Source organism: Methanobrevibacter gottschalkii DSM 11977 (assembly GCF_003814835.1).
In the GTDB taxonomy this organism is placed as follows: Archaea; Methanobacteriota; Methanobacteria; order Methanobacteriales; family Methanobacteriaceae; genus Methanocatella; species Methanocatella gottschalkii.
This window is the reverse complement of sequence record NZ_RKRG01000002.1, coordinates 435069-460794: the sequence shown is the minus strand read 5'-3', so window position 1 is coordinate 460794 and position 25726 is coordinate 435069. Positions and strand designations below refer to the sequence as shown.

37 protein-coding genes are annotated in these 25726 nt (G+C 30.6%); 7 read left to right on the top strand and 30 right to left on the bottom strand.

The genetic code is table 11. From position 1 onward, the window contains the following. Positions 1–13 precede the first annotated feature (13 nt). The 19 genes from EDC42_RS06125 to rnc form a co-directional block, all read right to left on the bottom strand. Positions 14–457, bottom strand: coding sequence for a double zinc ribbon domain-containing protein (locus tag EDC42_RS06125; protein ID WP_069575045.1), 444 nt, complete (start codon positions 455–457; stop codon positions 14–16). An 8-nt stretch (positions 458–465) separates the two neighbouring features. Next, the gene (locus tag EDC42_RS06120) at positions 466–1239 is read right to left on the bottom strand and encodes an alpha/beta hydrolase (protein ID WP_069575046.1); all 774 of its coding nucleotides are present in this window, start codon (positions 1237–1239) and stop codon (positions 466–468) included. A gap of 8 nt (positions 1240–1247) precedes the next feature. Next, positions 1248–1655, bottom strand: a complete 408-nt coding sequence (locus EDC42_RS06115) for a GNAT family N-acetyltransferase (protein ID WP_083234876.1) — start codon at positions 1653–1655, stop codon at positions 1248–1250. Next, positions 1655–3010 (bottom strand): MATE family efflux transporter, encoded by a 1356-nt coding sequence (locus EDC42_RS06110; protein WP_069575048.1) that lies wholly within the window; start codon positions 3008–3010, stop codon positions 1655–1657. The genes EDC42_RS06115 and EDC42_RS06110 overlap by 1 nt, the downstream gene beginning before the upstream one ends. 4 nt (positions 3011–3014) lie before the next feature. Then, positions 3015–3650 carry a flavodoxin family protein gene (locus tag EDC42_RS06105; RefSeq protein ID WP_069575049.1) on the bottom strand — a complete coding sequence of 212 codons (636 nt, stop codon included), beginning with the start codon at positions 3648–3650 and terminating at the stop codon, positions 3015–3017. Between the two features lies 1 nt (position 3651). After that, positions 3652–4863, bottom strand: coding sequence for a cofactor-independent phosphoglycerate mutase (locus tag EDC42_RS06100; protein ID WP_069575050.1), 1212 nt, complete (start codon positions 4861–4863; stop codon positions 3652–3654). A gap of 34 nt (positions 4864–4897) precedes the next feature. Then, positions 4898–5917 carry a homoserine dehydrogenase gene (locus tag EDC42_RS06095; protein ID WP_069575051.1) on the bottom strand — a complete coding sequence of 340 codons (1020 nt, stop codon included), beginning with the start codon at positions 5915–5917 and terminating at the stop codon, positions 4898–4900. 8 nt (positions 5918–5925) lie between these two features. Further along, a complete protein-coding gene (locus tag EDC42_RS06090) occupies positions 5926–6411 on the bottom strand; it encodes an amino acid-binding protein (RefSeq protein WP_069575052.1) in 486 nt (161 codons plus the stop codon). 11 nt (positions 6412–6422) lie between these two features. Then, complete coding sequence (gatC, locus tag EDC42_RS06085) at positions 6423–6638, bottom strand: Asp-tRNA(Asn) amidotransferase subunit GatC (protein WP_069575053.1); 216 nt, start codon at positions 6636–6638, stop codon at positions 6423–6425. 231 nt (positions 6639–6869) lie between these two features. Continuing rightward, positions 6870–8315: an asparagine synthase-related protein gene (locus EDC42_RS06080; protein WP_069575054.1), complete on the bottom strand. Its 1446-nt coding sequence runs from the start codon at positions 8313–8315 to the stop codon at positions 6870–6872. Positions 8316–8406: 91 nt separating this feature from the next. Then, complete coding sequence (locus EDC42_RS06075) at positions 8407–8682, bottom strand: zinc ribbon domain-containing protein (RefSeq protein ID WP_069575055.1); 276 nt, start codon at positions 8680–8682, stop codon at positions 8407–8409. Continuing rightward, positions 8679–9269 (bottom strand): phosphatase PAP2 family protein, encoded by a 591-nt coding sequence (locus EDC42_RS06070; RefSeq protein ID WP_158005589.1) that lies wholly within the window; start codon positions 9267–9269, stop codon positions 8679–8681. Before EDC42_RS06070 ends, EDC42_RS06075 begins: the two co-directional genes overlap by 4 nt. 45 nt (positions 9270–9314) lie before the next feature. Beyond that, positions 9315–10139 (bottom strand): DUF4013 domain-containing protein, encoded by an 825-nt coding sequence (locus EDC42_RS06065; protein ID WP_069575057.1) that lies wholly within the window; start codon positions 10137–10139, stop codon positions 9315–9317. A gap of 8 nt (positions 10140–10147) precedes the next feature. Beyond that, positions 10148–10879: a DUF4013 domain-containing protein gene (locus tag EDC42_RS06060; RefSeq protein ID WP_069575058.1), complete on the bottom strand. Its 732-nt coding sequence runs from the start codon at positions 10877–10879 to the stop codon at positions 10148–10150. 10 nt (positions 10880–10889) lie between these two features. After that, entirely contained in the window at positions 10890–11126 is a 237-nt protein-coding gene (locus EDC42_RS06055; RefSeq protein ID WP_069575059.1) for a helix-turn-helix transcriptional regulator, read from the bottom strand. 372 nt (positions 11127–11498) lie between these two features. Then, positions 11499–11813 carry an AzlD domain-containing protein gene (locus EDC42_RS06050; RefSeq protein WP_069575060.1) on the bottom strand — a complete coding sequence of 105 codons (315 nt, stop codon included), beginning with the start codon at positions 11811–11813 and terminating at the stop codon, positions 11499–11501. Next, positions 11813–12457, bottom strand: a complete 645-nt coding sequence (locus tag EDC42_RS06045; protein WP_255360577.1) for an AzlC family ABC transporter permease — start codon at positions 12455–12457, stop codon at positions 11813–11815. Before EDC42_RS06045 ends, EDC42_RS06050 begins: the two co-directional genes overlap by 1 nt. A 91-nt stretch (positions 12458–12548) precedes the next feature. Beyond that, complete coding sequence (gene metX / locus EDC42_RS06040) at positions 12549–14015, bottom strand: homoserine O-acetyltransferase MetX (protein WP_069575062.1); 1467 nt, start codon at positions 14013–14015, stop codon at positions 12549–12551. A gap of 1 nt (position 14016) precedes the next feature. Continuing rightward, positions 14017–14688, bottom strand: coding sequence for a ribonuclease III (rnc, locus tag EDC42_RS06035; protein WP_069575063.1), 672 nt, complete (start codon positions 14686–14688; stop codon positions 14017–14019). A 152-nt stretch (positions 14689–14840) separates the two neighbouring features. Between rnc and EDC42_RS06030 the strand changes: the two genes are divergently transcribed. After that, positions 14841–15176, top strand: a complete 336-nt coding sequence (locus tag EDC42_RS06030) for a hypothetical protein (protein ID WP_069575064.1) — start codon at positions 14841–14843, stop codon at positions 15174–15176. Positions 15177–15183: 7 nt separating this feature from the next. Here EDC42_RS06030 and EDC42_RS06025 read toward each other — a convergent pair whose 3' ends face one another. From EDC42_RS06025 to EDC42_RS06015, 3 genes are all read right to left on the bottom strand, one after another. Further along, positions 15184–15573, bottom strand: coding sequence for a hypothetical protein (locus tag EDC42_RS06025; protein ID WP_069575065.1), 390 nt, complete (start codon positions 15571–15573; stop codon positions 15184–15186). Positions 15574–15583: 10 nt separating this feature from the next. Next, positions 15584–15991 carry a hypothetical protein gene (locus EDC42_RS06020; protein WP_069575066.1) on the bottom strand — a complete coding sequence of 136 codons (408 nt, stop codon included), beginning with the start codon at positions 15989–15991 and terminating at the stop codon, positions 15584–15586. Between the two features lie 70 nt (positions 15992–16061). After that, entirely contained in the window at positions 16062–16901 is an 840-nt protein-coding gene (locus EDC42_RS06015) for a pirin family protein (RefSeq protein WP_069575067.1), read from the bottom strand. 157 nt (positions 16902–17058) lie between these two features. On the opposite strand from EDC42_RS06015, the gene EDC42_RS06010 reads away from it, so the two are divergent. Together EDC42_RS06010 and EDC42_RS06005 are read left to right on the top strand one after the other, a co-directional pair. After that, entirely contained in the window at positions 17059–17973 is a 915-nt protein-coding gene (locus EDC42_RS06010) for a bifunctional hydroxymethylpyrimidine kinase/phosphomethylpyrimidine kinase (RefSeq protein ID WP_069575068.1), read from the top strand. Positions 17974–18033: 60 nt separating this feature from the next. Then, on the top strand, positions 18034–18996 hold the full coding sequence (locus tag EDC42_RS06005; protein ID WP_198923036.1) for a D-2-hydroxyacid dehydrogenase: 963 nt from the start codon (positions 18034–18036) through the stop codon (positions 18994–18996). A 28-nt stretch (positions 18997–19024) separates the two neighbouring features. Here EDC42_RS06005 and EDC42_RS06000 read toward each other — a convergent pair whose 3' ends face one another. The 3 genes from EDC42_RS06000 to EDC42_RS05990 form a co-directional block, all read right to left on the bottom strand. Continuing rightward, a complete protein-coding gene (locus EDC42_RS06000) occupies positions 19025–20416 on the bottom strand; it encodes a POT-type proton-dependent oligopeptide transporter (protein ID WP_069575069.1) in 1392 nt (463 codons plus the stop codon). Positions 20417–20700: 284 nt separating this feature from the next. Beyond that, entirely contained in the window at positions 20701–20889 is a 189-nt protein-coding gene (locus tag EDC42_RS05995; protein WP_067042784.1) for a 50S ribosomal protein L37e, read from the bottom strand. Between the two features lie 58 nt (positions 20890–20947). Then, complete coding sequence (locus EDC42_RS05990; RefSeq protein WP_067042787.1) at positions 20948–21178, bottom strand: LSm family protein; 231 nt, start codon at positions 21176–21178, stop codon at positions 20948–20950. 298 nt (positions 21179–21476) lie between these two features. Here EDC42_RS05990 and EDC42_RS05985 point away from each other — a divergent pair, with 298 nt between their 5' ends. The 3 genes from EDC42_RS05985 to arfB all read left to right on the top strand — a co-directional run bounded on the left by EDC42_RS05985 (position 21477) and on the right by arfB (position 23368). Continuing rightward, entirely contained in the window at positions 21477–21974 is a 498-nt protein-coding gene (locus EDC42_RS05985) for a type II toxin-antitoxin system antitoxin SocA domain-containing protein (RefSeq protein ID WP_069575541.1), read from the top strand. A 209-nt stretch (positions 21975–22183) separates the two neighbouring features. Further along, positions 22184–22666, top strand: a complete 483-nt coding sequence (locus EDC42_RS05980; protein ID WP_069575538.1) for an RNA-binding protein — start codon at positions 22184–22186, stop codon at positions 22664–22666. Between the two features lie 9 nt (positions 22667–22675). Further along, positions 22676–23368, top strand: coding sequence for a 2-amino-5-formylamino-6-ribosylaminopyrimidin-4(3H)-one 5'-monophosphate deformylase (gene arfB, locus EDC42_RS05975; RefSeq protein WP_069575535.1), 693 nt, complete (start codon positions 22676–22678; stop codon positions 23366–23368). Between the two features lies 1 nt (position 23369). Here arfB and EDC42_RS05970 read toward each other — a convergent pair whose 3' ends face one another. Next, entirely contained in the window at positions 23370–23780 is a 411-nt protein-coding gene (locus EDC42_RS05970) for a hypothetical protein (protein WP_069575531.1), read from the bottom strand. 66 nt (positions 23781–23846) lie between these two features. Between EDC42_RS05970 and EDC42_RS05965 the strand changes: the two genes are divergently transcribed. Beyond that, on the top strand, positions 23847–24446 hold the full coding sequence (locus EDC42_RS05965; protein ID WP_069575528.1) for a YigZ family protein: 600 nt from the start codon (positions 23847–23849) through the stop codon (positions 24444–24446). A gap of 10 nt (positions 24447–24456) precedes the next feature. On the opposite strand, the gene EDC42_RS05960 is transcribed toward EDC42_RS05965, so the two are convergent. The 4 genes from EDC42_RS05960 to EDC42_RS05945 form a co-directional block, all read right to left on the bottom strand. Next, positions 24457–24567 (bottom strand): rubredoxin-like domain-containing protein, encoded by a 111-nt coding sequence (locus tag EDC42_RS05960; protein ID WP_069575526.1) that lies wholly within the window; start codon positions 24565–24567, stop codon positions 24457–24459. A gap of 8 nt (positions 24568–24575) precedes the next feature. Further along, the gene (locus EDC42_RS05955) at positions 24576–24695 is read right to left on the bottom strand and encodes a rubredoxin (RefSeq protein ID WP_083234904.1); all 120 of its coding nucleotides are present in this window, start codon (positions 24693–24695) and stop codon (positions 24576–24578) included. A 70-nt stretch (positions 24696–24765) separates the two neighbouring features. After that, positions 24766–24927 (bottom strand): rubredoxin, encoded by a 162-nt coding sequence (locus EDC42_RS05950; protein ID WP_069575525.1) that lies wholly within the window; start codon positions 24925–24927, stop codon positions 24766–24768. Between the two features lie 17 nt (positions 24928–24944). Beyond that, positions 24945–25481: an acyltransferase gene (locus EDC42_RS05945; protein WP_233144911.1), complete on the bottom strand. Its 537-nt coding sequence runs from the start codon at positions 25479–25481 to the stop codon at positions 24945–24947. Positions 25482–25726 lie beyond the last annotated feature (245 nt).

Sequence of the window (25726 nt, the reverse complement as noted above, 5' to 3'; positions counted from 1 at the left end):
AATAAAACAGAAATTACCCGCTATTTTTCCAATGATATAATTTATTTGAAATTGCACGATTTGTTTCATTAAATTGATATTGACCTGCATCACCATAGTTTGCAAAATTATATTCTTGGACAAATAACCCGCATGAATCTCCAGGACCATCAGATATCTGACCTTTTCTACAAATCATTCCATGAGCCGACCCATAAGGACTTACAGACCAAAAAGTACAGTTTAAACAAATTGAATCACCATTATTTACCATAGAATCATAATCTATTTCTTCAAGTTCTTGTGTATTTTCTTCTTCATAATAATACTGCATGCAACTATTACAATAATTATCTTCATCCAATTCCTCACCACAATATGGACAAAGCCTGCCTCCAATGGGATTATCTATAAATTCCATACATTCACTACAGTAATTATCCTCATCCAGTTCATTACCACATTCAGGACATTTCATAATATCACTTATAACCTTTTAATAAATTCTTTAACATACCTATCGCAAAAATCCCAAGTGTGTTCACCCGGAGACTGCATAAATTCAGCATTAATATCTTTTGACTCTAAAAACTCATAAAATTCAACATTTTTATCATATAAAAAGTCATCAACACCACATGCCATGAAAATATCTGGAATATCGGCAGTATTTTCAATTAAATATTTGGGATCTTTATCCGAATTTTTAATTTTATCCAAATCACCAAAACATGATTTATAAAATGAATTTGACCATAACACATTATCATCATCTGTATAATCAACAATTTCATCAGTTATTAATGCTGCTGAAATCATACCAATTTTTGAGAAGTTTTTTGAGTACTTAAGACCATTTCTAATAGCCCCATAACCCCCCATTGAAAAACCTGCAATAAATGTATCTTCCCTATTATCAGATAATGGGAAAATATTTCTTGTAATATCTAAAAGTTCCTGACCAACATATTCACCATAATATGCATGAGCTTTTTTATTATCCAAATAAAAACTATTTTCCCCACATGGAATTACAATAGCTATTCCATGATCTTCTGCAAATTTTTGAATAGAAGTATTTGCAAGAAATATATCATCACTACCATACAGTCCATGGAGCAGATATAATGTTTTATAGGGTTGAGGAACTATCTCTTCTGTATCACTTAAGAAGTGAATATTATCAGCAGGCAATATCACACTAATTGATGTACGTCTTTGCAAGCTTTTACACTTGATATCTCCTCTGAATAATACCATTCAATCACCTAAGCCCATAGTTTAGTTATAAACATTGGACTTGCATCATCTGCTTTTTCAAATCCGCAATATTCATAAAACTTAATTTCATCACTATATGCAACTACAACTATACGCATGTAATCTTTATAATGAGTTGTAATTCTATTCAGCAATTCTTTTCCAATTCCTTTTAACTGATATTCCGGTTTTACAAGCAAATAATGAACATATGCATTCATTATACCGTCATCCATAGCACATGCCAAACCAACAAGGTCTTCACCATCCCATGCTGAAAAGACTGTTTTGAAGTTTTTCATTGCAATTATCAGTTTATCTGGAAAATGACCTGCTGACCATTCCAGAGATAAAAATAACTCTTCGAGTTCTCTTTTACTAAAATTATGTGTATTTTTATATACAATTCCATCCATTAAATCACCCTGTATTCTGTCCATTTATTTGAAAAGTACCTGTAAATATAAATTGCTGCCCTCACATACCAATCAATAAACATTGCAATCCATGTCCCGAATACACCAACACCCATAAAATCCGCAATTACATATGAAAGAGCAATTCTACAGGTAAACATTACAATTAAACTAATATACATCACTGATTTTGAATCGCCAGCACCTCTAAATGTAGCAGGCAATGTGAAAGAAAGTGGCCAAATTATAATACCGAATATGCCATGCCAAATAATCATTTCACTTGTCATGGCTGCAGTCTTAGCTGATAAATTATAAATATTCAAAATTAGCGGTAATGCTGCAAAAATAATTAAATTGATTACAATATGTGAGACAAATACAATAATTAAACACTTTTTATTATAATATCGGACCTGTTCATAATCATTAGCTCCAACGCATCTTGAAATTATAGCTGTTAAACCTAAATTAATTGCAAAACCAGGTAATACTGAAAATATCCCGACTGCATAACCTACTGAGTTTGCAGCTATTGCCATTGTTCCAAATGTTGAAACAATACTTAAAACCAACACTCTTCCAAGCTGAAATAACCCATTTTCAATACCATAAGGAATACCAACCTGCAAGACCTTTCTAAGTATTTTAAAGTCAAATTTATGAATTAATGTTCTTTTAATGTGCAGTTTATAATCTTCATTAACAACAAAGTGCAATATTAGAATTGCGGATAACAGTCTTGATATTACCGTAGGTATTGCAACACCATGAACATCCCATCCTAAATAATAAATACAAATCGCATTACCTACAATATTTAATATATCACAAATGAATAGTATTTTCATTGGCAGGGATGCATTGTTAGTTGTTCTAAAAATTGATGCACCTGCATTGTAAATAGCTAAAAAAGGAATAGATAATGCAACAATATATAAATATTTATCGGCATTTTGCCAAACATCAACTTCAATTTGACCAAATAAAATCCCGATTAAATACTGCCTTAAAATAATAACAATAATCATTAATATGACTGATAAGATTGTTGAAAACCAAACTAATTGAGTAGCAGAATCCTGAGCTTTATCTATTTGCTTATTACCCAAGTATTGTCCGGCAACAACAGCTCCACCAGTTGCAAGAGCTGAAAAAGAAAAAATAAGAAGTTGAATTAAAAAATCAACTAAAGAAACTCCTGAAATTGCAGCTTCACCTAATGATGCAACCATTATAGAATCTGCAAATCCTACAAAAAATTCCAATGCATATTCTATTAAAAGAGGAATGAATAAAGCAAGCAATGCTTTATTTGAATATATGTAACCTTCAGGAGTTTTAAATATGTTCATAGTTTTATCTTATAAAATTTGTTCGAGGTTTTGGTTCTTCAGTTACTTTTAGACCTTTTTCAGCACCTGCTTCAAGACACTGCAAGAAAAATGCCATATTATGTGCCAATTGTCTCATAGTCCCCAATCCTTCTTCATCCTGAAGTACTTCTTCAGGAGTGTTCCCATGAACCATATTCCAATAGAATGAGGAGATAATAGGCATTTGGGAAATTCCTAAATATTTAATCAGTTGATCATAAGTTGCAGTTGTTCCACCCCTTCTTGCAGAACATATAACTGCACCGGGTTTGTGTTTAAATGCTTCCGCCCCTTTTCCATGAGAATTAGAGTAGAATGCTCTGTCCAAAAATGAAACCATTGATCCATTTGCACTTGCATAATAAACTGGTGAACCGAAGACAAACGCATCAGCTTCATATGCTTTTTCAACAAATTCATTAACACTATCCGCATCATAAGTACATTTTCCAATAGTTGCACAAGTTCCACATGCAGTACAACCTGTTATTGGTTTTGTTTTAATCCAAAAAATCTCAGTTTCAATATCATGTTCATTTAAGACATTTGCAACTTCTGATAATGCTGTGTATGTGCAGCCTTTTCTGTTTGGGCTCCCGTTTACTAGTAATACTTTCATTTTAAAAATCTCCATCAATCAATCTTTGCATTAATTTGTAACCTTCTTTTTTAGTTATACTTCCATTTAAAACAGATACCTCATCAAATGCAACACAATCATCCCCCTCCATATCTGATGCGTACATAATAATCGGAACATCATCACGAGTATGTGTTCCAATATCAATAGGAGTTGGATGATCCGGTAAAATTGCTGCTCTGTAATCTTGACCCTCTAAACTATCCAAGATAGGTCCGACAATAAATTTATCAATTTGTTCAATCGCCTTTACTTTTTCATCAAGTAACTGAGCATGACCTGCTTCATCAGGTGCTTCTATATGAATAAATAACACATCATTTCTTTTTAAAGCTTCAATTCCATATTTTCCCTTTGCCTCATAATCAGTATCGAAAAATCCAGTAGCTCCAGGAACATCAATAATTTCCATTCCTGCAAATACTCCAATGCCTTTAAGTAAGTCCACACCAGTAATTACAGCCGCATCAAGACCATATTTTTCTTTAAAGTTAAGTAGTTTTGGAGTTACACCCTGACCCCACAACCATACCATATTTGCTGGAATCTCTCTTTTTTGATTAATTTCCTGTGTTTTTAAGAATTCTTTGGATTCAAACATGATGTTTTGGATTTCACGAGCAAGTTCACAGTCTCCAAATAAATTATCAACTAGATTTTCACCTGAAATATCATGAGGAGGCATTGTTTTTAAGTTTGCTAAAATTTCGGCATCTTCAACATTATCACAGGAATATACAAACAAATGTCTGTAACTAATTCCAGTGTAAAATTTACCTTTAAATCCAGGATATTTATCATTGAAATATCTGTTTAATCCTTTCATCAATACATCTGCTTCTTCTGTTGTGATATGGCCTGCATTAAAATCTTCCATTTTACCATTTTTTTCAAAAATAGTGTTGCATCTAAATATCACATCACATGGAGTGGTTTCAATTCCAACACTGCCTGCTTCAAGAGGCCCCCTACCAGTATAATAATCTGCAGGATTGTATCCGAAGATGCTCATGTTAGCTACATCTGAACCTGGAGTATAACCTTCAGGAACATTATTGGTTAATCCGCCATAACCCGCTTTAGCTAATTTATCAATGTTTGGAGTGTTAGCTACTTTTAAGGGAGTTTGACCATTAATTTCATCTAGTGGAAGATCACTAGAACCGTCTGGAATAAAAATTACGTATTTCATGTTATCAAAAAAAGTAAAAAAATAAAATAGCCAATTAGATTTTATTTTTTAAAATACTAATTAAATCAGTCAACATTGCAGAAGCAGTTTCAAGTGATCCTGCTCCAAGTCCAATTACAGATACTTCATTAGCTAAATCAGTTTTAATTGTAGCCATGTTCAAAGTTCCACTTACATCATAGGAACTTCCTCTTTTAACTAAACGTGGGGATACCTGTAAATTATCAGGAGATACTTCAGCTATTAACTTAATTAAATAATCGTCTTTTTTTGCAAGTTCAATAGCTTGTGAGTTAATTTTTGAAATACCTTCGACTTTAACATCACTGTAAGTTGCATCAATTCCTAAAAGAGAATTAGCAAGAATTACAGTTTTGCATGCAGCATCAATACCTTCAACATCTTGTGTTGGGTCTGTTTCAGCTATTCCTAATTCTTGAGACTCTTTAAGAATAACTTCATATTCTGAACCTTCGGAGGTCATTCTTGATAATATATAATTGGTAGTACCATTCAAAATACCTTTAATTGATTTAATTTCACATGATGCCAATGTTTCTTTTGTAAAATTAATAATCGGCATTGACCCGCCAACAGTAGCTTCATATTTAAACTCTACACCCGCTTTTTCAGCTGCTTCAACAACTTCCCTAAATTTAAGAGCCAAATGTCCTTTATTTGATGTTACTACATCTTTTCCCTGTTCAAATGCTTTGAATGTTAGTGAAAGTGCAGGTTCTGCATCCACGATATTAGTAGGAGTTGCTTCGATAAGACAATCGTATTCAACAGCGTCTAAAATATCTGCACCATTCTTATCAGACCCAAATTCAGGATATGCTGATAATTTACCTTCTTCCTTTTTTGTTTTTACAAGTAATTCTTCATCTAATCCTTCTTGTGAGATTGCAGATGAAGATGAATCAGCTGCAGCAACAACTTTTATGTCCACTCCAGTTTTATCTTTAATTAAATCTTTTTTCATGGAAATTGCCTTAGCCACACCTTGACCTACTGAACCAAATCCCATGATAATGACTTTACATTCATCCATATTATCACTTAAACCTCATTAATCACAAGTAACTCTTTCTCTTCTGCTATTTCTGCAATTCTATCAAAAACATTTTGTTTTAAACCAACATCGGCTTCGATATTAATTAAGGCTGTGGATTTTTCTTCACCATTTAGTTTAATATCAAATGCAACAATAATAACACCATCAATTTGATTAATTTTATCCATAGTATCCCTTAAATCTTGATCAACAATATGACCAAAAAGAATTGTAGTAATTTTTTCTTTTTTAACAACACCATCCATTTCAATAATAGTGAATCCTAACTCTTCATACTTATCTACAACATTTTTAAGATCATTACGTTCTCCTTCAATCGTAAGTTGAACTGGAACCATACCATTATCATTTTTATAGTCCCTTTTATGGATAATAGTTACAAGATTAGCACCATAAGTACTAATAGGTTCTAATGCTTTAACTAATTGCCCCGGAGCATCTAAAAGTTCGAGAACTAAATTTATCCTCATTTAAATCCCTCTTAATTAGTCCAATCTGCTTTTTTAACAATTAAATTTCCTTCTTTATCAATTCTAGCATTTCTTAAAATTTTCTCAGGATTTTTTTCTTGAGATTTATCATCACGTGTTAAATTTAAATTATCTGTAATATACCAGGTTTCATCTGAATCTGGAATATCTTCTAAAATTTTTGAGAATTTTTCTATAATATCTTCTGCATCTTTTTCGATTGTCATTGATAAAAACTCCTAATATTAATAATATGAATAAATATATTTTTTAATATTAATAAAGTTAAAGATTAAATAGCCTAAAAACTTTAGATGTTTGATTTTTTAGACTCCATATAATAACTATTTTTAAGTGAAATCATTGTGATATTATTGATTTTTACTAAAATTACAAAAATGATTCAAAATATTAAATACAAAATTTGATGAAAAAAGGATTTTTACAATGTCAAAAAATTATAAAAATTGAGAAATATCCATATCTTTTATTATCTTTTTTCTTAATATTTTGTCAATGCCAGTTCCATATTGGGCAGCTTTTTTAGGTCTGTATGCAATTTCATAATCAAGGCCTCCTTCAAAAGCTAATTTTCTTAAGATACTTTTTCTCATATCGTCATGCATTGAAACAATCTTTTTATTGTCAGGAATATTCAATACTAATTCAACAAGAGTTTTATCTAAAAACGGTAATCTTAATTCAACACCGTTAAGCATGGAACACGCATCATCCCTTTCAAGATTTACATGATACATATTTGACATATCTTCCCTTAAATCGTAGTTTAAGGTTCCATCAACAAAACTCTGCAAGTATCTTTTATACCCTCCAAATAGCTCATCAGCTCCTTGACCTGAAACAGCAACTTTTACACCATCACAGGCAACCATTTTTGTTGCAAAGTAAGTTGTAAGTCCAACACCAACTTTCATTAGATTATCGTCACCGATAGCTTTAACTACACTTGGCAGTGCTTCAAGAATTAGTTTTTCTGTTACTTCACAGATTTCCAAATCCAAATTTAAGAATTTAGAAGCATATACTGCTGCTTCAACATCCTTCGAACCTTTTACCCCAACAGCATAAAGTTTGATTTTTAAAGGAACATTTTCAGATATTTCTTTTAATAATAATGCCAAATAAGAACTGTCAAGACCACCTGAAAAGATTACACCAATCTCATTTATATCTTCAACTCTTTTAAGAACACTTAATCTTAACATTTTCTCTATTTTAGCTACATCCCCCTCAAATACTTTTTCGTGAACTGCTTGAGCTGGAGATATATCCTGACCATTAAAAAGTATATGTTCTGGTTTTAATGTATTAATATCAGTGATTCCTACTTCTTTTAATGATTGTTTTGATGATGCGAATCCTTTTAATTTGTCATTTTCACCATAAAATAATGGTTTAACTCCTAGAGGATCACGTACAAGAGCCAAGTTTTCACCATCAAATACGGCAAATGCATAGTCCCCATCGAATAATCTGGTAGTATTTTGAATAGCTTTAACTAAATCTCCTTTATTGTAAAAATCAATTAAATAAAGTAAAGCTTCTGCATCAGACAAAATTTCTTTTTCAACGCCAACTTTAGAAAGTAAGTTTGTAATTGTTTTAAAATTATAAATCTCACCATTGAACAATAAAACAAGATTATCATCAGTTACTGGTTGTAATTTTGATATTCTATTATTCAAATCATAAATAGAAAGTAAATTATGGCCAAAAGCAATTGGATATGTATTATCATCTTCAAATTCATCTAGATTAATATTTTTATAAAGCTTATCCAGATAAATGCCTGATGAATCAGGACCCCTACTTTTAGAGACCTTTAACATTTTAAGAATATCTTCTGCTTTAACATTACCTTGCAATCCAACTATTGAACACATATTATCAAAAAAATCCTTTTATATTGTTATATATACTATTAGATTTTTTGTTAATTAAAATTTAAGGTTTAAAAAAAGTGGTTAAGTAAATTTAATCATCCGCCCATCTTTTTAATTTAGGAAATATTTCACCCATCATTGCAGTCGCTTGTTGTTTATCAATGTCTGGATGGACTTCAGTCATTTTATCAATACAGAAGTTCATCATTTCATCCATTGACATGTCTGATGTGAATTCACCGTCTTTAAAACAGTAAATACAATAGTCTTCATTTTTACTTCCATCTGCATTAGTTCCAAAAAAATCACTACTTTCAAGAGGCATTGCACAGGATTGGCAAAATTTCTGATTTTCAAAATTATTCATGATATAGACTCCTTAATTTTATTTAATATATCAATTCTATTTAAAATTTCACATTTAAAGTGATTAACAATTACTGCACCAACAATTCCAATTGCTGCACCAGCTAACACATCACCGGGATAATGAACTCCAATATACATTCTTGAAAATGGAATTAATATTGCAAAAATTATTAAACAAACATTTATGATTTTATAATGTTTTTTAGCTAATTCTTTCATATTAAATACAAGAAATGTGACTATTGCAATTGTGGAAGTAGTATGGCCTGAAGGAAATGAAAGAGGATCATCTTCAGCAATTAATAAATGTACATTATCTAAACTTAAAAAAGGTCTTGGTTCATGAATTAAATGTTTTAAGACAAAAGCAATACCATCTGAAAATAACAAAGCGATTAATGTTAAAAAAATGATTTTTCTAAGTGTTCTCTTATTTCTTAAATGAGCATATAACACAATAGCTATCAATACCAATATTAAAAATTTAAATCCTCCGAAGTGAGTGAAAACCGGCATTATATAATCAAAAAATGGATTTTGAAATGCATGATTGAAAAGATAAAATAATTCAACATTAATATTCATAAGTTCACCTAATAAAAAAATAGGATGTTGAAAAACATCCATTAATCATTTAATTGATTCTCTATAAATGGATCCAAATACTCTGCTGAAGAATATTTCAACATAAGGAAGTATGAATAATCCCTCAATTATTGCTAAAAAAATTGATATAATCATGGACTGATCAGTAATTGCTGATATGATGAATACTGTTATAAAAAATAAGATAACTCCTACAGCAACCATTATAACAAGATATACAATTAAAGTAAATACTATAATTCCTATATATTTTCCCCATCCGAGATTTGAAATGTTCTTAGTTATTTCCCTTAAATCAAATGCTTTTTTAATACTATCATGTGCAACCATATTATTTAATGCCATAATTAAGATAAAATAAGCAATTAAGAACAATAATACTGAAATCAATATAATAATTGGACTGTATGATTCATTAAATAATGCTAATCCAATTATTAAAAGTACAATCGGAATAATATTGTATGCAACATTGACAAGGAAATATTTTACTCCGTTGACAAACATTTTTAATACATTACTAAATTCCGGAAGATCCTCCTTTTTATCAATTGAAAATCTAACAATATTCCATTCATATCCATTTATAAACAATACAATTATAAAACTAATAATCAGCAAAGCAATTATCATATAAATATCATTGGCAGGCAATTGTGATAAATGGAACACATTACTTGCAGAAGGATATAATTTAGAATATTTTATTACTGCATCAATAAATTTAGTAGTAATATCCAATGATATTAAATTAATCAATGCAAACAATACACCAAAGCTTAATACTTTTTTTAAATCATTGAAAGGATATTTTAACCCTTCAACAACACAATCTGTTATACTTGTCATATTCCCACCTATATTTGCATAGTATATAATAATCCAATGGATCTTCCAGTGAAGATACTTAAATATGGTCCTACAACAAATGTTGTAATCAGTGAATTAACTAATGTACCTAAAACAAGGATTCCACCTGCATCAACACCTAACATAGCTCCTGAAAGACCGAATATTGTAAATATTATTCCAACTATCCCTGTAACAACAACTCCGAAAACTACACATATAATTATTATTCCAACATAAGTCAAAAGACATTTAAATAATCCGATTTCATTAATTACTGCTTTTATTTCCTCAGCAGCAAATGCTTTTGTAAACGCCCCATCATTATATGCCATGTGACATATTCCCATCTGAATCATTAAACATGCAATAATTCCAAGAATTAATGTAACTAAACATCCCAGAAGTACTACAGCAGATGCTAAAACACCGGATAAATGATTAGCAATGAGAACAAATACGATAAATGTAACTGCAGGTACAATTAAATAAACAATTTGAACAATTACAACTTTTATTCCATCAATAAACATTCCAATAAGATCATCAAACTCAGGCAATGGATCTTTTCCATTGATAATTCCACGCACTGCCGTACCAACCACCCTATAATTATATCCTGCAAGTAAAAATACTGGGATTAATAAAAAACTGAATAAACAGATAACACCCAATATCAATAATGTCTTCCAATCTTTAGCAGAATATTCAAATGCATCTTTATATATATCTAAAATCATCTCAAATCACCTAATAATAATCCTCATCAAAAATGAAAATATCCTCCATGACAAAGTATTGTTCTTTGTCCCCTTTAAATAACATTTTATTAAAAACTTGAGTTATATCATAAGCTAAAAATAAAGATGGATTATATCTGCCGTTCTCTAGAGCATTTATTGTCTGTCTTGTAACTCCAACTTTATTCCCAAGTTCTTTTTGACTCATCTTGAGCTCTTGTCTTAAATATTTAATCATGGTTCTCATAATAATCCACAAATAAAGTTATTTTTGCAAAAAGTATTTAAGTACTTGAGTAATTATGTTAAAATCTAATTACTTATGTTAATATTAAATTACATCATATATAAAGTTAACTATTAATAATAAAATTAATTTAATTAGTTTAAATTAGAAAAAAAGATATTGAAAATTATTTTAACGATAATTTTCAGTTATAATATATTTTTTAACAATAAAACAACTTAAAAAATACTTATTTAAAATTTAATAAAAATAAACGAATATTAATTGAGAAAATAGTAGTCAAAATATTTATATATTACGTAAATAATTATTAACATATGCAATGTAATTATAACATTTGCAAATGATTATTAACATAAAAGTTTTACAAAATTAAAAAAATGGAACAATTGAATAAACTGCTATTAAAACAACTACTGTTATAATAACAATTGCTCCCATCGGTGCTTTTTTCCAAGCCAGACATGCTGCTACAACAGCTCCAATCAATCCAATATACCACAATTGGTTATCTACTGTCAATACTCCAGGACATATTAATGCTGCAAGAGCAGTATATGGAATTAAATCTAAAAATTTCTCAAATTTTGGTGAGAAATTAAGCTTATCAATAAATAAAGCTGGAATTAATCTTGGAATAAATGTTACAAGAGTACAACCTACAATAACCAACATCATATAATCCATTAAGCATCACCTGAAAGCAAATATTCATCATCAACAATATACATTCCAATTGCTGCACCAACAAGGGTTGATACAATTAACGACCAGTTTCCTAAGAATTGACTTAAAATAATATTTAAAACAGCTGTTATTGCAACCAAAATTGCAATCTGTTTGTTTTCTTTAATAGCAGGAGTTAAAATTGCTACAAACAATGCATAAAGTGAAATGTTAAAACTGTTTGTAACTATTACCGGAAGAAGATCCAATACTACAACACCAATTGCAGCTCCTAAAATCCAACTTAACCATGCAGTTACTGCAATTCCCAAATAGACCCAAATACTTGAATCTTCACTCAATGAAAACACTGCAAATGATTCATCAACAGTAGTATGAGCTGCCAAGACATTTAAAGGTAAGTTGGAGTCTTCAATTTGATTTAAAACACAGGTCGACATTACAAAATATCTTAAATTAACTACAAAATTAGTTAATACGATTGCCAATACACTTGCACTGCTCAATATCATTGATGCAGCAATGAACTGGCCAGCACCTGCATAAACAAGAACAGACATAGAAATTGTCTGTAATGGAGTCATGCCTGCTTTAATTGCAATAGCAGCATACCCAATACCCATCGGAACATAGCCGAATGTGATTGGAATACCCTTTTTAGCACCATCAATAAATTTAGATTTTCTTGAAATAGTAACGACTCCAAAAATTAAAATAAATAAAAAAAGAAGTAACTTAACTAAGTAAATTACTAATCTGATCTGTAGTAATAAGACCTAAAACCTTCATCTCTTCATCAACTACCGGAAGACATGAAATATCAAATTTACGCATTTTACGTGCGATTTCCTCTATTGAATCATTTGCATGACAATATTTAACTTTTTTTGTCATGATATCTTTTAAATGATTGGAATTTGTAGCAATAGATTTGGACAAATCCCAACTTGTAACAATTCCAATAAGTTTACAATCATCAGTAACAACAGGAATATGAGTTAAATGTTTATCTAGCATTAATTTAGCCGCTTCAACAATATCGGCATTTTCCCTAATTGTAGCTATATCCTCTATCATTAAATCATCAACCACATTTTCTGACAAGAAATTAGAGAAAATATAATTAAGCTGACCTCTCTCAAGTAAAAATGCGTCATGACCATAGTTAGATTTTATTTCTGAAAATGAAACATCAACATCATTAGCATTAAGAGCAGTTACAAGTTCCATACTCTGCTCTGTTGGATATAACCAATCCGTATCAACTGAAATAATTTTAATTTTTGCTTCAACATTTTTAAATCCGTCAATTAATGAATCATTAGCTGAAAGATCGAACAGATCAACAGCTTTTGTAATAAATAGATAACTATTAGCATCAAAACGTTTTACAAATGTTTCCCCTTGATGTTTCAGGTAACTTTCAACTTGGAAATCTACAGAAAAGTCATAGCTAATTTCATCCTTATCTTGAAGACCACGCCCAAATTTAATATCCATTGATTCATCACTTAAATAAGTAATGTGAGCAATCATACGTGCGAGTGACAAACCATTACTTGGAATCTCACAAGTATCATAATAATTTCCATTATTCCACTTAGAATCTGAAAATATAGCCTGACGGCCTACAGTATTGAATGCAATCTGTTGAGGCGAAGATCTGCCGGCAGTTGCTATTGCAATTGCTTTTTTCATCATTCTAGGATAAGATACCATCCATTCAAGAACTTGCATCCCCCCCATAGATCCGCCAATAACTGCAGCTAATTGACTAATACCAAAAGAGTCTATTAATTCTTTTTGAACTTTAACCATATCATTAATTGTAATTACTGGAAAATCAACGCCATATTCTTTACCAGTTTTAGGACTAATAGAACTTGGACCAGTTGTTCCTTTACATCCTCCCAATACATTAGAACAAATTATGAAATATTTTTCACTATCCAATGCTTTACCCGGACCAATCACCATTTCCCACCAGCCAGGTTTTTTATCCCCTTCATGCCAGCCTGCAGCATGAGCATCACCTGTTAATGCATGACAAATTAAAATAGCATTAGACTTCTCTTTATTAAGTTCACCATAAGTTTCATAAGCAACAGTGACTTCGTCAAGAGTTTCTCCACTATCTAATATAATAGGATTGGATATATCATGATATTCCGTTTCAACAATTCCAACAGACTCTTTATTCATTTTAAAACACTTTAATATTTAATTTTTCAATAGCTACTTTTGCAGCTGCTTGTTCTGCTTCTTTTTTATTCTTACCTTTTCCAACACCCATCTCTTCACCATCAATTAATATTGCTGTGATGAATGTTTTGTTATGAGGTACACCACATTCTTTTAAAATTTTATATGAAACCTCCAAGTCTTTAGCATCCCCATATTCTTTCATAGCAGATTTATAATCTGCAAAGAATATAACATTTGCATCAATGAATTTGAATATTGAATTAGATACAAATCTTTTTACAAAATACCAACCTTGATCTAAAAACATTGCTCCTAAAAATGATTCGAAGATATCTGCAGTTATAGACAATATTTCATTTTTAGTTAAGTTTGATTCTTTAGCAGCGACTTTTAGATATTTATCAAGACCCAATTCATGAGAATAATAAATTAATGCGAATTGACAAACATAATTTGCTCGTAATTTTGTTAATTTACCTTCTTCATAATGAGGATATTTTTCATACAAATACTCAGAAACAATTACACTTAAAACAGAATCCCCTAAAAATTCCAAACGTTCATAATTATATTTTAAATCATGTTTAGTAGAATATGAACCATGTGTAAATGCAGTATCATATAAAACTTTATTATCCGTTTTAATACCAAACTTTTCATATAAATTCATAAATAAAGCCCAAATAAATTAATAACATAATTACTATGATTTTCTAATTATATATACATAACCATTAAAACATTTGTTTTCAAATGCTCTCTCAATTTATTTATATGTTCATAAAAACCAAATTAAAAATAAAAACTAGGATTTTGGTAAATATGATTATAAACTGGCAAGAAGAAATAACAAGAATTGATCCCGAAATGAAATTTAGAGCAGAGGGCGGATGGTTAAAAACTATTGAAAAACTAGATAAAAGTGTTAAAAACGGATATTCTCTTGTAGGTGACTTTGTTAAAGCAGGAGACTTTGAAGAAAATTATGATGAAGGAATATATCTTGATTGCAATAAAGAAAAAACAGGAAGAAAAACCCAACAGGATTATAGATTATTCCGTTTCAGAGATGGTAAAGTAAGATTACTTGATATGGTAATTGATGGTGAAAATGGGTGGGCAGTTGACTTATGGGATGCTGTGGAAGATGAACTATAAAAAAAGATTATTCAGAAACTTCATTTTTCAATTTAAATTTTGAAAAACCAGTTTCTTGAATATTGACTCTTTCATCCAAGCAAGTAGGTTCTTGTAGAAGAATAATCTTATGGTCTAAGTTTTGAGGGAAATTTTTTCCCTTCCCATCTATTATTCCTCTAAAACTTACACGAAATTCCCCTGTTTCACTGATATCCATACTTAATTTTTCAGAAGAAATCATATCATCAAAAAAGTCTTCCAAATCCATGATTTCAAATAAAGGTCCAATATAACTTAAAGCCATTAAACCATTCTTATTTTCTCTGAGTTTAACTCTTCTTTGATCTAGTTTTATAGATTCATTTGTTTTATTACGAGTTAATACAATGTAGTTGGAAAATGGGGAATCAAACATTATATCACCCTTATAAATGACAGAATTGGCAACAAGCACAAGTTGGTGCAAAATATGAATCATCAGGCTCTACAATAGCTTTTTGTGCAAATAAAGTTACATTGAACTTTGTGTCATACTCTTCACTGACTTCTTTATTAATCTGAGACAGACCCCTATAATAAGCAGGCCTATATCCAGTTTGTGAAATATCAAAGTAAAATTTTTCACCATTTGCAAATTTATTAAAATATTCTTCAAATTTTAAAGTTTGTTCCGGTGTAATTGAAAAAGTAAAACCCATAGTATCGTCACTTCTTTGCCTAATCTTTGCATTAGAAACATCAACAGCTAAAATATCATCTTCACCTCTTACAAAAACAACACAGTTTTCTAAATCCACTTCATTTTCTTGAGCTATATCTTTTAATTCTACCATAAAAGACCTCCTAAAAAATTCAATTATTTTAATATAACATCAATTATTATATAAACTTATCTAAAATATTCTAATATTCAGCTTGTTTTTTTATAAAAGTACCGTTTGCCAAATCTTCAAAAGCCTGATTCAATTCTTCTCTTGTATTCATGACAATTGGTCCTGCCCAAGCTACTGGTTCATCCAATCTTTTAGAACTGTATAATAATATTTCAGCACTGTTATCTTTAGTTTCGAATATTACATGGTCACCATCACTTAACTTTGCAGCTGTTTTTTCTAAAACAACATCACCACTTATAACTACATCACCGAGTAATGTAAATACAAAAGCGGACCGTCCTTCTTTAACTGGAATTTCCACTTTAGTGTTTGGTTCTAGATGAATATCATAGAAATCAACTGGTAAGTATTTGCCTTGCCAACCTTCCTCACCATTATATTCACCAGCCATCAATCTTAAAAATCCACCATCTAAAGAGAATTCCTTAATTTCATCTGTAGTTATACTGTGATATGCTGGAGGAGCAGTGATTTTATCTTTTGCTGGAAGATTTAACCATAACTGTGTTCCAAGCATGCGTTCTCCACCGGGAAATTCTGCATGTTCAGCACCAGAACCCGCAGTTAACCATTGAGCTTCACCATCTCCAACAAGTGCTTCAGTTCCCAAATGATCTTGATGAAGCATTTGTCCTTTGCTGACAAAAGTTATTGTTTCAATGCCTCTGTGAGGGTGCATTGGAAAACCTGCAGTATAATCATCAGGATTTGTACTATCAAAAGCATCCAACATTAAAAATGGATCATGAACATCGGTTGTAGTGTTGCCTAATACACGTACCAGATGCACTCCTGCTCCGTCAATTGCTTTTTGTCCTTTGGTTTTATGAGTTACTTTTCTCATCATTATTGTCACCTTCATATTTTATAACACATGACATTATTTCCTATCTTAAATCCTAATTATATATAAATATTTGTAAAAATGGATATTTGAAGAATAATAAATTTATAAACCATTATGAAAAATATAACAACAACTATTATTATTCAAGAGGTAGAAAATGAGTAAAGAAAATATTGAAAAAAATGAAATTAATAATTCGAATGCTCCAATTCTTTATAAAAGACACGAAGATTACATCCCTCGTGTAGCTGCAATACACGATCTCTGCGGATATGGGAAATGTTCACTTGGCGTAGCTATTCCAGTACTTTCAGCAGCCGGTTGTGATGTTTGCCCAGTTCCGACAGGATTATTTTCAAATCATACCGGATATCCTACATGGTATATGCATGACACCACAGAAATCCTTAACGATTATTTGAATACCTGGAAAGAAATCGACATAGACATAGATGCTGTTTATTCCGGGTTTTTAGGATCTGATGAACAAGTTGAAGTGATCAAAAGTGTTTATGAAACATACCCTCATGCTCTAAAAGTTGTAGATCCTGTTATGGCTGACCATGGACAAGTATATCCTACTTATGATGATGATTTATGTCAAGCAATGGCAAGTCTTGCATGTGAAGCTGATATTCTTACTCCAAATCTTACCGAAGCTGCTATTATTTTAGGTGAACCAATTGGTGAAAAATGGAGAGGGGCAAATATTGATGATGAGGAAGCGCACCGTATTCTAAACGCACTTCTAGACCATGGAGCCAAATATGTTGTATTAAAAGGTATACAACGTGAAGATGGAATCATTCGCAACTTCGTTGGTGGTAAGGACATGGATATCTCTGAAGCATCCAATGAATTTTTACCTTACATGTTACATGGAACTGGTGATTTATATGCAAGTTCCCTTTTAGCAGCAGTTATGGTTGGTAAAGACCTTTTTGAGTCTGTTGAATTTGCAGGAAATATTACTCACGATGCAATGATTGTTTCATCAAAACAACCTAACTTCCAAGATCGTGGAGTGAACTTCGAATCACTTCTCGGTCAAGTGACAGACTTATTTATCTAATTCTTGAATATGACCATCACCACCATGAATAACCCTAACATAATACTAAAGATGATTTTTATGAAAAAAATGAAAGGAGTACTGCTTGAAGCAAGTGCAATTGACAAAGGAGACATATCATGGGAAGAACTTTCCGAACATGTCGATTTAACAATTTATGAAAATACAACTGAAAGAAATAAGTTCGAACATATCGGTGATGCAGAAGTCATATTTGATAATAAAGTTATAATAGATGAAGAAGTATTCAGAAAATGTCCAAATATCAAATATGTTGGAGTTTGTGCTACAGGATATAATGTTGTTGACATGACTGCTGCAAGAAAAAGAAACATAACCGTTACGAATGTACCTGCTTACAGTACAGACAGTGTTGTTCAACTTACATGGGCGCTTATTTTAGAGCAGACCTGTAATCTTGAACTCCATAATCAAAGTGTGAAAAATGGTGACTGGATAAATTCAGAAATATTCTGCTACTGGCTCAAACCAATAAGCGAGCTTTCAGGTAAAACATTAGGAATTATCGGTTATGGAAACATTGGTAAGAAAGTTGCAACAATAGCTAAAAGCTTTGGAATGAATATAATTGTAAACACAGATCATCCTGAAAAATATAGTGAGGAAAACATTAATTTTGTAGATAAAGATGAAATTTTTGCTAAATCAGACATTATTACACTTCATTGCCCATTAACAGAAGATACAAAAGACATTATTCGAAAAGAAAATATTGACAAAATGAAAAATGGCGTTAGAATTGTTAATGTTTCAAGAGGAGGGCTTGTAAGAGAAAATGATTTAGCTGATGCATTAAATAGTGGAAAAGTATTGTCTGCTGGTGTTGATGTTGTTGTAACCGAACCAATGAGTGAAGATAATCCTTTACTTGATGCCGAAAACATAATAATAACACCGCACATCGGATGGGCAAGCATTGATGCACGAAAAAGACTTGTTGATGAAATTATAAAAAATTATAAGGCATTCATCAATAATGAAAAAAGAAATGTGGTTAATTAAAATATTCATTTAATTGCTACACATTAATTTATTCCATTAAATCCCTAATTTTATTTCGAGAAATATAAGTAGCTGTAAACAATGTCAAATACATCACTATAAATACTGAAGCAAAGATTTTAAAATCATTGATTTGTATTAAACCAAATAACTTATGTGCCATACTTTCAGCATTAGGATAGAATCCTGCCATATATCCGGACACCACATATGCTCCTGCCAAAGAACAATAGAATAATCCGAGTAATCGAGATAAGTATTTTGCTGGAGATAATTTTGATACAATACTCAAACCTATAGGAAGTATTAATATTTCAGAAGTTGATCTGATTAGCTCCATGATTATAATGAAAATTATTGAGACATCAGTCATATTATTATCGACCATCATGCAAGGTATGAAAAATACTGCATAAGTTACAAGCAATACAATAATTCCAAGCATTATTCTAAATATTAAAGATTCATTTTCATCACCGTCTTTTAGATTAAAGTATGTTAGTATAAATGGTGAGAATATAATTACACCAAAGGGTTCTATAAATTTGATTATTTCAGGACTTATCCTAAATGGGACAAATGGAATTGTATTTGCAACATAATCTTTTGCAAAAAACATTAATGATGAATCGATTACTTCAAAACCGATGAAGAATATTAAAGATATGGAAAGTATAATTATAATAGCTTTCACATGATTTCTTTCTTGTTTGGTCAATTTTTCCTCCGCATTGTCCATTACAGATTCCAATTTTATTGAAGGCTTAATTCCAACTATCTCTCCTTTTGAATTTACCAAATATTTATTTCTAAATAGATTATAAATTATTATTCCAATGAATAAGCTAACTGCAAGTATTAAGAATCCATACTTATATAAACTTAAATTTCCTTCACCAATTGTTAATCCAAGTATTATTGCAGAACTAACAGCTCCAATATTTAATGCCATTATCAATAATGTAAATGCAGATTCAACTTTCTTTTCATTATCTTCATATACCTGTTTTACAGTTGAGGAGATATTTACTCTCAATAGTCCTTCACCCAAAATTATAGACATTAAACTAATTATCAGCATGATTTCGGGAGTATTAAAATAGAAATAAGAATGTGTCTGCACAAGGGGATTAGCCCATGATGCAAAATAACTCAGGACAATAAAACCTAAACCCATCAGGATTATTCCCGCATTTATAAGACATCTGCTTCTTATATATTTATCAGACAAATATCCTCCAAATAATGTTGCAATATAAACTAATCCAAAATAGGTACCATAAACTAAAAATGCAAATGAAAGGCTTAAATTTAAAAATTGAGTCATGAATAAAGTTAATATAGCTCCAAGCCCATAAAAACTAAATCCTTCGCAAATTTGTATTATAAAAAGTACTATTAGACTTTTATCATATTTCATCTGAAAATTCTCCAATATTATAAATTCTTAATATAACTATCTTGATAATTATATAAATCTTTTTTTATAATATTTTTAGATATTGAATTAAATTGTAATTATTCGTTCACTATTAATTATACATTATCAACAAATGTACAATTTATAAAAATTCAATAGATTAAAAAAATAAAACCATGACCTATATGGCCAAAATCCTAAAAATAGTTAGTTTATGAGATAATATGCGTTTATTATCCCAAATAAATTAAAAAGTACTATGAATTAGTACACAGATAAAAACCTTATACCAATCTTTGTCTAGTAGTAGGTTTTTTGTTTTGCCAACTGTATCTTCTAAGTTTTTTAGATTTACCGAATCCACAAGAAGCACAAACTTTTTTACGTATATGGTAAGTGTTTCTACCACATCTTCTACATCTAATATGGGTTTTCTTATTCTTCTTACCCATTGATGGAGTTCCCTTTGACATTGATACACCTCCTCCTATTTATCGTAAAACTATAATTTAGAAAAGTATTGAATAATACTTATGGTGAAATATAAACAATATTGTCTCCTCTAATAAGCACAACACCGAGTCTCCTAGTAACTTCCCCGTCTTGTAACTCTTCTGCATCATTAAGAACTAAATTCATGTGTAAATCAAAGCTCTTAAGTATACCTCTAAATTCACGATCTCCTTTGAGTTTTATTAAAACAGGAGCATCCACAGATTTTCCTAATGCGTCAAGTGGTCTTTGAACATTTTGTCCGCTCATTATATCACCTTATATTATTACAAATTTTAGTTTTTTAATATGAATTGAGTAATCACTCATTATTAGACATAATATAATCAAGTTAAGATAAGACAAAACCTAATTAAAACTAATACTATTAATTATAGTTAATCTAGTATATAAGTGTTACTTTATTTCAAGTAAAAAGATTAAAAAATAATAGCTATACCTATTATTAACTAAACTAGTATTTAAATTATTTTTCAAATGCTCTTAGACATTACTTAAAAATAAAATACGACAAAAATAACTTTAACTCATCATCCAAGACGAAACCATGAATTTCAACCGTGAAAAATATATTGATTTAATAATGTACATTCTCTTAAAATGTTATTCAAAACCCAATTTAGGAAAAACCGTACTCTGCGGCATTTTATATTTTATTGATCTCAATTATTATGAAGTATATGGAAAATTTCTCACATGTGAAACGTATATCAAATCCAAAAAAGGAATAGAACCAAAACATTTCAAGGAAGTTACAGAAGAATTAATAGCTACAGATAAACTGTTTTTAAGAAGGGAAGCATATTACAACAGAATTATACACAGATACTACTTAACGATAATCCCCCAGTTTAAATTTAGCAAAAAGGAACTTGAGATAATTGATGCATCGATAAAAAGATTAAAGGATAATAATGCAAGTTCAATAACCAGATATGCAATAAAAGATCCTCCATTGCATATTGCTAATTTCGGAGAGGATATAGATTACAAATATGTTTTTTCAAGAAACAGTGCCTATTCTGCAATTAAAAACTTTTTATAAATTTATACCTTGAATTCAATAAATCAAGCAGTTAACAGCATATTAACTGAATATATAACTTTTCACCGAACCAGGAATAAATAATATGAAAAGAACCTATTAAAATAAATGTAAAATCGTTTGTTTGAAATATACAACTTAAAACCAACAATAGTTTTATTTATTTTAAATAATAAATACTATTTAATAAAGTATTGATTGGGATTAATATGGTTGTAAAAGTTAAAAAAAGAAATTTCTTGAAAAAAAAGAAAATTAAAGAAATAAAAGCAGAATTAGGTGAATATGGAAACTTACTTCAGGGAAAGAAAAATGTAGAAATACTTGAAGCAGAACCTAATTCATTTATCTTAGTAGATGGTGAACCATATATTATATTGATTGATGAAAGACCATTTCCAACACTTAAAGCAGCTCTTGATAATGAAATTGATGCTAAAACTGTAACTGTAGACATGGGTGCAATTAGATTTGTAGCCAATGGTGCAGACATTATGAGTCCTGGAATTGTAGCTGCTTCAGAAGGTGTGAAAGAAGGAGATGTAGTTTTAATTATTGATGAAACACATGGAAAACCATTAGCTATTGGAGTAAGTTTACTTTCTGGTGAAGAAATGGTCAGAAATGATTCAGGAAAAGCAGTTGAAACCAAACACTATGTTGGTGACGATATTTGGAATTTTGAATTATAATGTGATAATATGGCTGAATTAAGATACAGAGCAGGAAACATAAGAAATCCCGAAGTTCACAAAATTGGAATCATAGCACTTGGTTCACACTTAGAAAACCACGGTCCGGCACTTCCAATTGATACTGATGCAAAAATTGGAGCGCACATTGCATTCCAGTCTTCTCTTCAAACAGGAGCTAAATTTTTAGGAATAATATTTCCAGCTTATGAATTAGATACAATTGACCATGGTGTGCACGTTTCTCTTGAAACATTGAAAGAAAATGTTATTAGAACACTTAATGATGCTAAAAAATTCTTAGATATTGAAAAAGTAGTAATTGTTAATTCCCATGGTGGAAATATTCCTTTAATGAGTGAGTTATGGGATATTGAAGATAAAACAGATATGATTGTCGTATTCAACAATAAAGTAATCTCCTCCGAAGGCCCCCATGGAGGAAGTGGTGAGTTGTCAATGGCAAAGGTTTTAGGTATTGTTAATGAAAACGAATTAGACAATCAAACAAATGTTAATGAATATGAGGAAGTTGGTTTATACGGTTTTAAACAAGCACGTCGTGATGACCCGAACATTGAAGAAGGTGCACGCGATGTTGAAGAAAATGGTGTTTATATAGATGAAGAATACGGAGAAAGACTATTCACTTTAGCTATTAGCTCCGTACTCTTTGATGTTGAAAAGTTACTGGATTTCTAGATTAATCAAAATCATTAGCATCTCCTGAGCCTTGACCTGCATGCCCAGAATCAGTTTTAGTATCTTTATCTTTATTATTTTGATTAGAATTCTCATGGTCATGATCATCTGAATCCTTCTGGGAGTCCCCTTGATTATCACCTGAATGGTCAGTTGTAGTCTCCACTTGGGAATCATCATTAGAAGAACTACTTGAACTTGATGAACTATAATCTTTAGAACCGTAACTTTGTCCGCTGTTACCAGTATCATTTGTAATAGCAGAAAGATTATCCAATATACTCTCTGATTCATTATCATTTGGCAAGATTGATATTTGTCCTGTCATAGATGCACAAACACATGCAATACAGAAAGCTACAATAGCCACTATAAAAATTACTAGAAATGTAGCAGATTTACTGCCCGGCAAGAATATCACCCCATAAAATTAATTAACAATAATATGTCTACAATAATATAAAAAGATATTGATACAATGAAAACTATTAAAAATGCAATTCAAAGCGAAATCAATGTTAAAAAATCCCAATTTATCTGTTCACTAGTTCCAACTGAAACAAAGGCAGAATCAAAAGCCGTAATTCAGAAATTTAGGGAACAGTACAGTGATGCAACACATAATTGCACTGCATATATTGTAAGTGATGGAGAAGGCTTTGATGATGATGGAGAACCTGGAGGAACTGCAGGAAAACCTATGATCAACGTTTTAAGAAAAAATGAACTTCACAACGTAACTGCAATTGTTACAAGATACTTTGGTGGAATTAAACTTGGTGCCGGAGGCCTTGTAAGAGCATACTCCAAATCCGTTATGGAAGCTGTTGGTGAAGCTGAAATACTTGAAATTGAAGAATATGATGTTTATAAACTTATTTTTGAATATTCAAATATCAGGATAGTAGACAGTGAAGTTAGAAATAATAATTTAGAAGTAATCAATAAAGAATACAGTGATAAAGTCAGTTATGATATTGTATCAAAGGACGGTAGAGATATTTTAAAAATATTTGAAAAATACTCAGGAAAAATAAATACTGGATTTAAAAATAAACAGTTTCTAGAAAATAAATAAAAAGAAGAACTTATTGTTCTTCAAAATGTTCTGCACCTACGCCACAAACAGGACATATGTAATCTTCAGGTAATTCATCTTCTTCTAAAACGAAATTACATACTTTACATATAAAAGCCATTGTAACACCTATTCTATTTTTTCAAACATGTCTGCAGTTGCGCCGCACATAGGACATTTAAAGTCTTCTGGGAGTTCTTCGAATTCTTCAGTTACGTATCCGCAAATTTTACATTTAAATTTTGCCATATTTAACAATCTCCTTTATTTTTAAATTAAAGTTTAAACATTATTATCTTAGTCATGATAATATATAAAATTAATCCATTTTCATAAACATTGATTTTGGCATCCCACATTTTGGACATTTAAATGAAGAAGGTAAATCTTCAAATTTAGTTCCTTCAGGAATATTTAATCCCTCTTCAATATTATCTTCATCAAAAATATAACCGCAAATCTTACATTTATATTTAGCCATAAAACAGTCTCCATTATCTAAAATTTATTTGGAACTTTCAAGTGATCCGGAAGTGGTTTAATACGGGCAGGTGTTCCAATAGCCAAATAGAATGGTGGAACAGAATGTATTACGATAGCTCCAGCAGCAACAATAGAACCTTCACCTACTTCAACATTTGATAAAAAGGTAGTATTGCCTCCAATAGACGCACCACGCCTAACTTTAGGTCCTTGAAGTTCATAGTTAATTCTAACAGGATATTTATCGTTTGTAAAACAAGCACAAGGTCCGATAAATACATTATCTTCAATTACAGAATTAGTTGGAATATATACATTAGATTGAATACTAACATCATTTCCAATAATAACATCCCCTTCAATAACAGTATTGGTTCCAATTAAAACATCATCCCCAATATTGGTGTTTTCACGAATAACAACATTATGACCTGTTCTGAAATTATCACCAATTACAACATCATTGTAAATAATGGAATTTGATCTTATTGTGTAATTTCTACCAATAACAGGAGGTTTTGAATTTGGTGCATATTCAACACCAAACTGAATGTTTTGATCGGCAGGGAACTTTAATTCTGGTTTTGAATAATCTGGTTTGACAGATTCCTTTTCAATAACAGACATTTCATATATGACCTCATCTTTTTGTGAGTGAAAATTATCCTCATGATAATTGGATCTCTGAACAGACGGTTGGCTATAAAATCTATCCTCATTTTGAGCACTATAGGATTGCCTATTCTCAGATGCATGATAAGGATTCTCCATAACTTGCCTATAAGATTTTTCTCTAT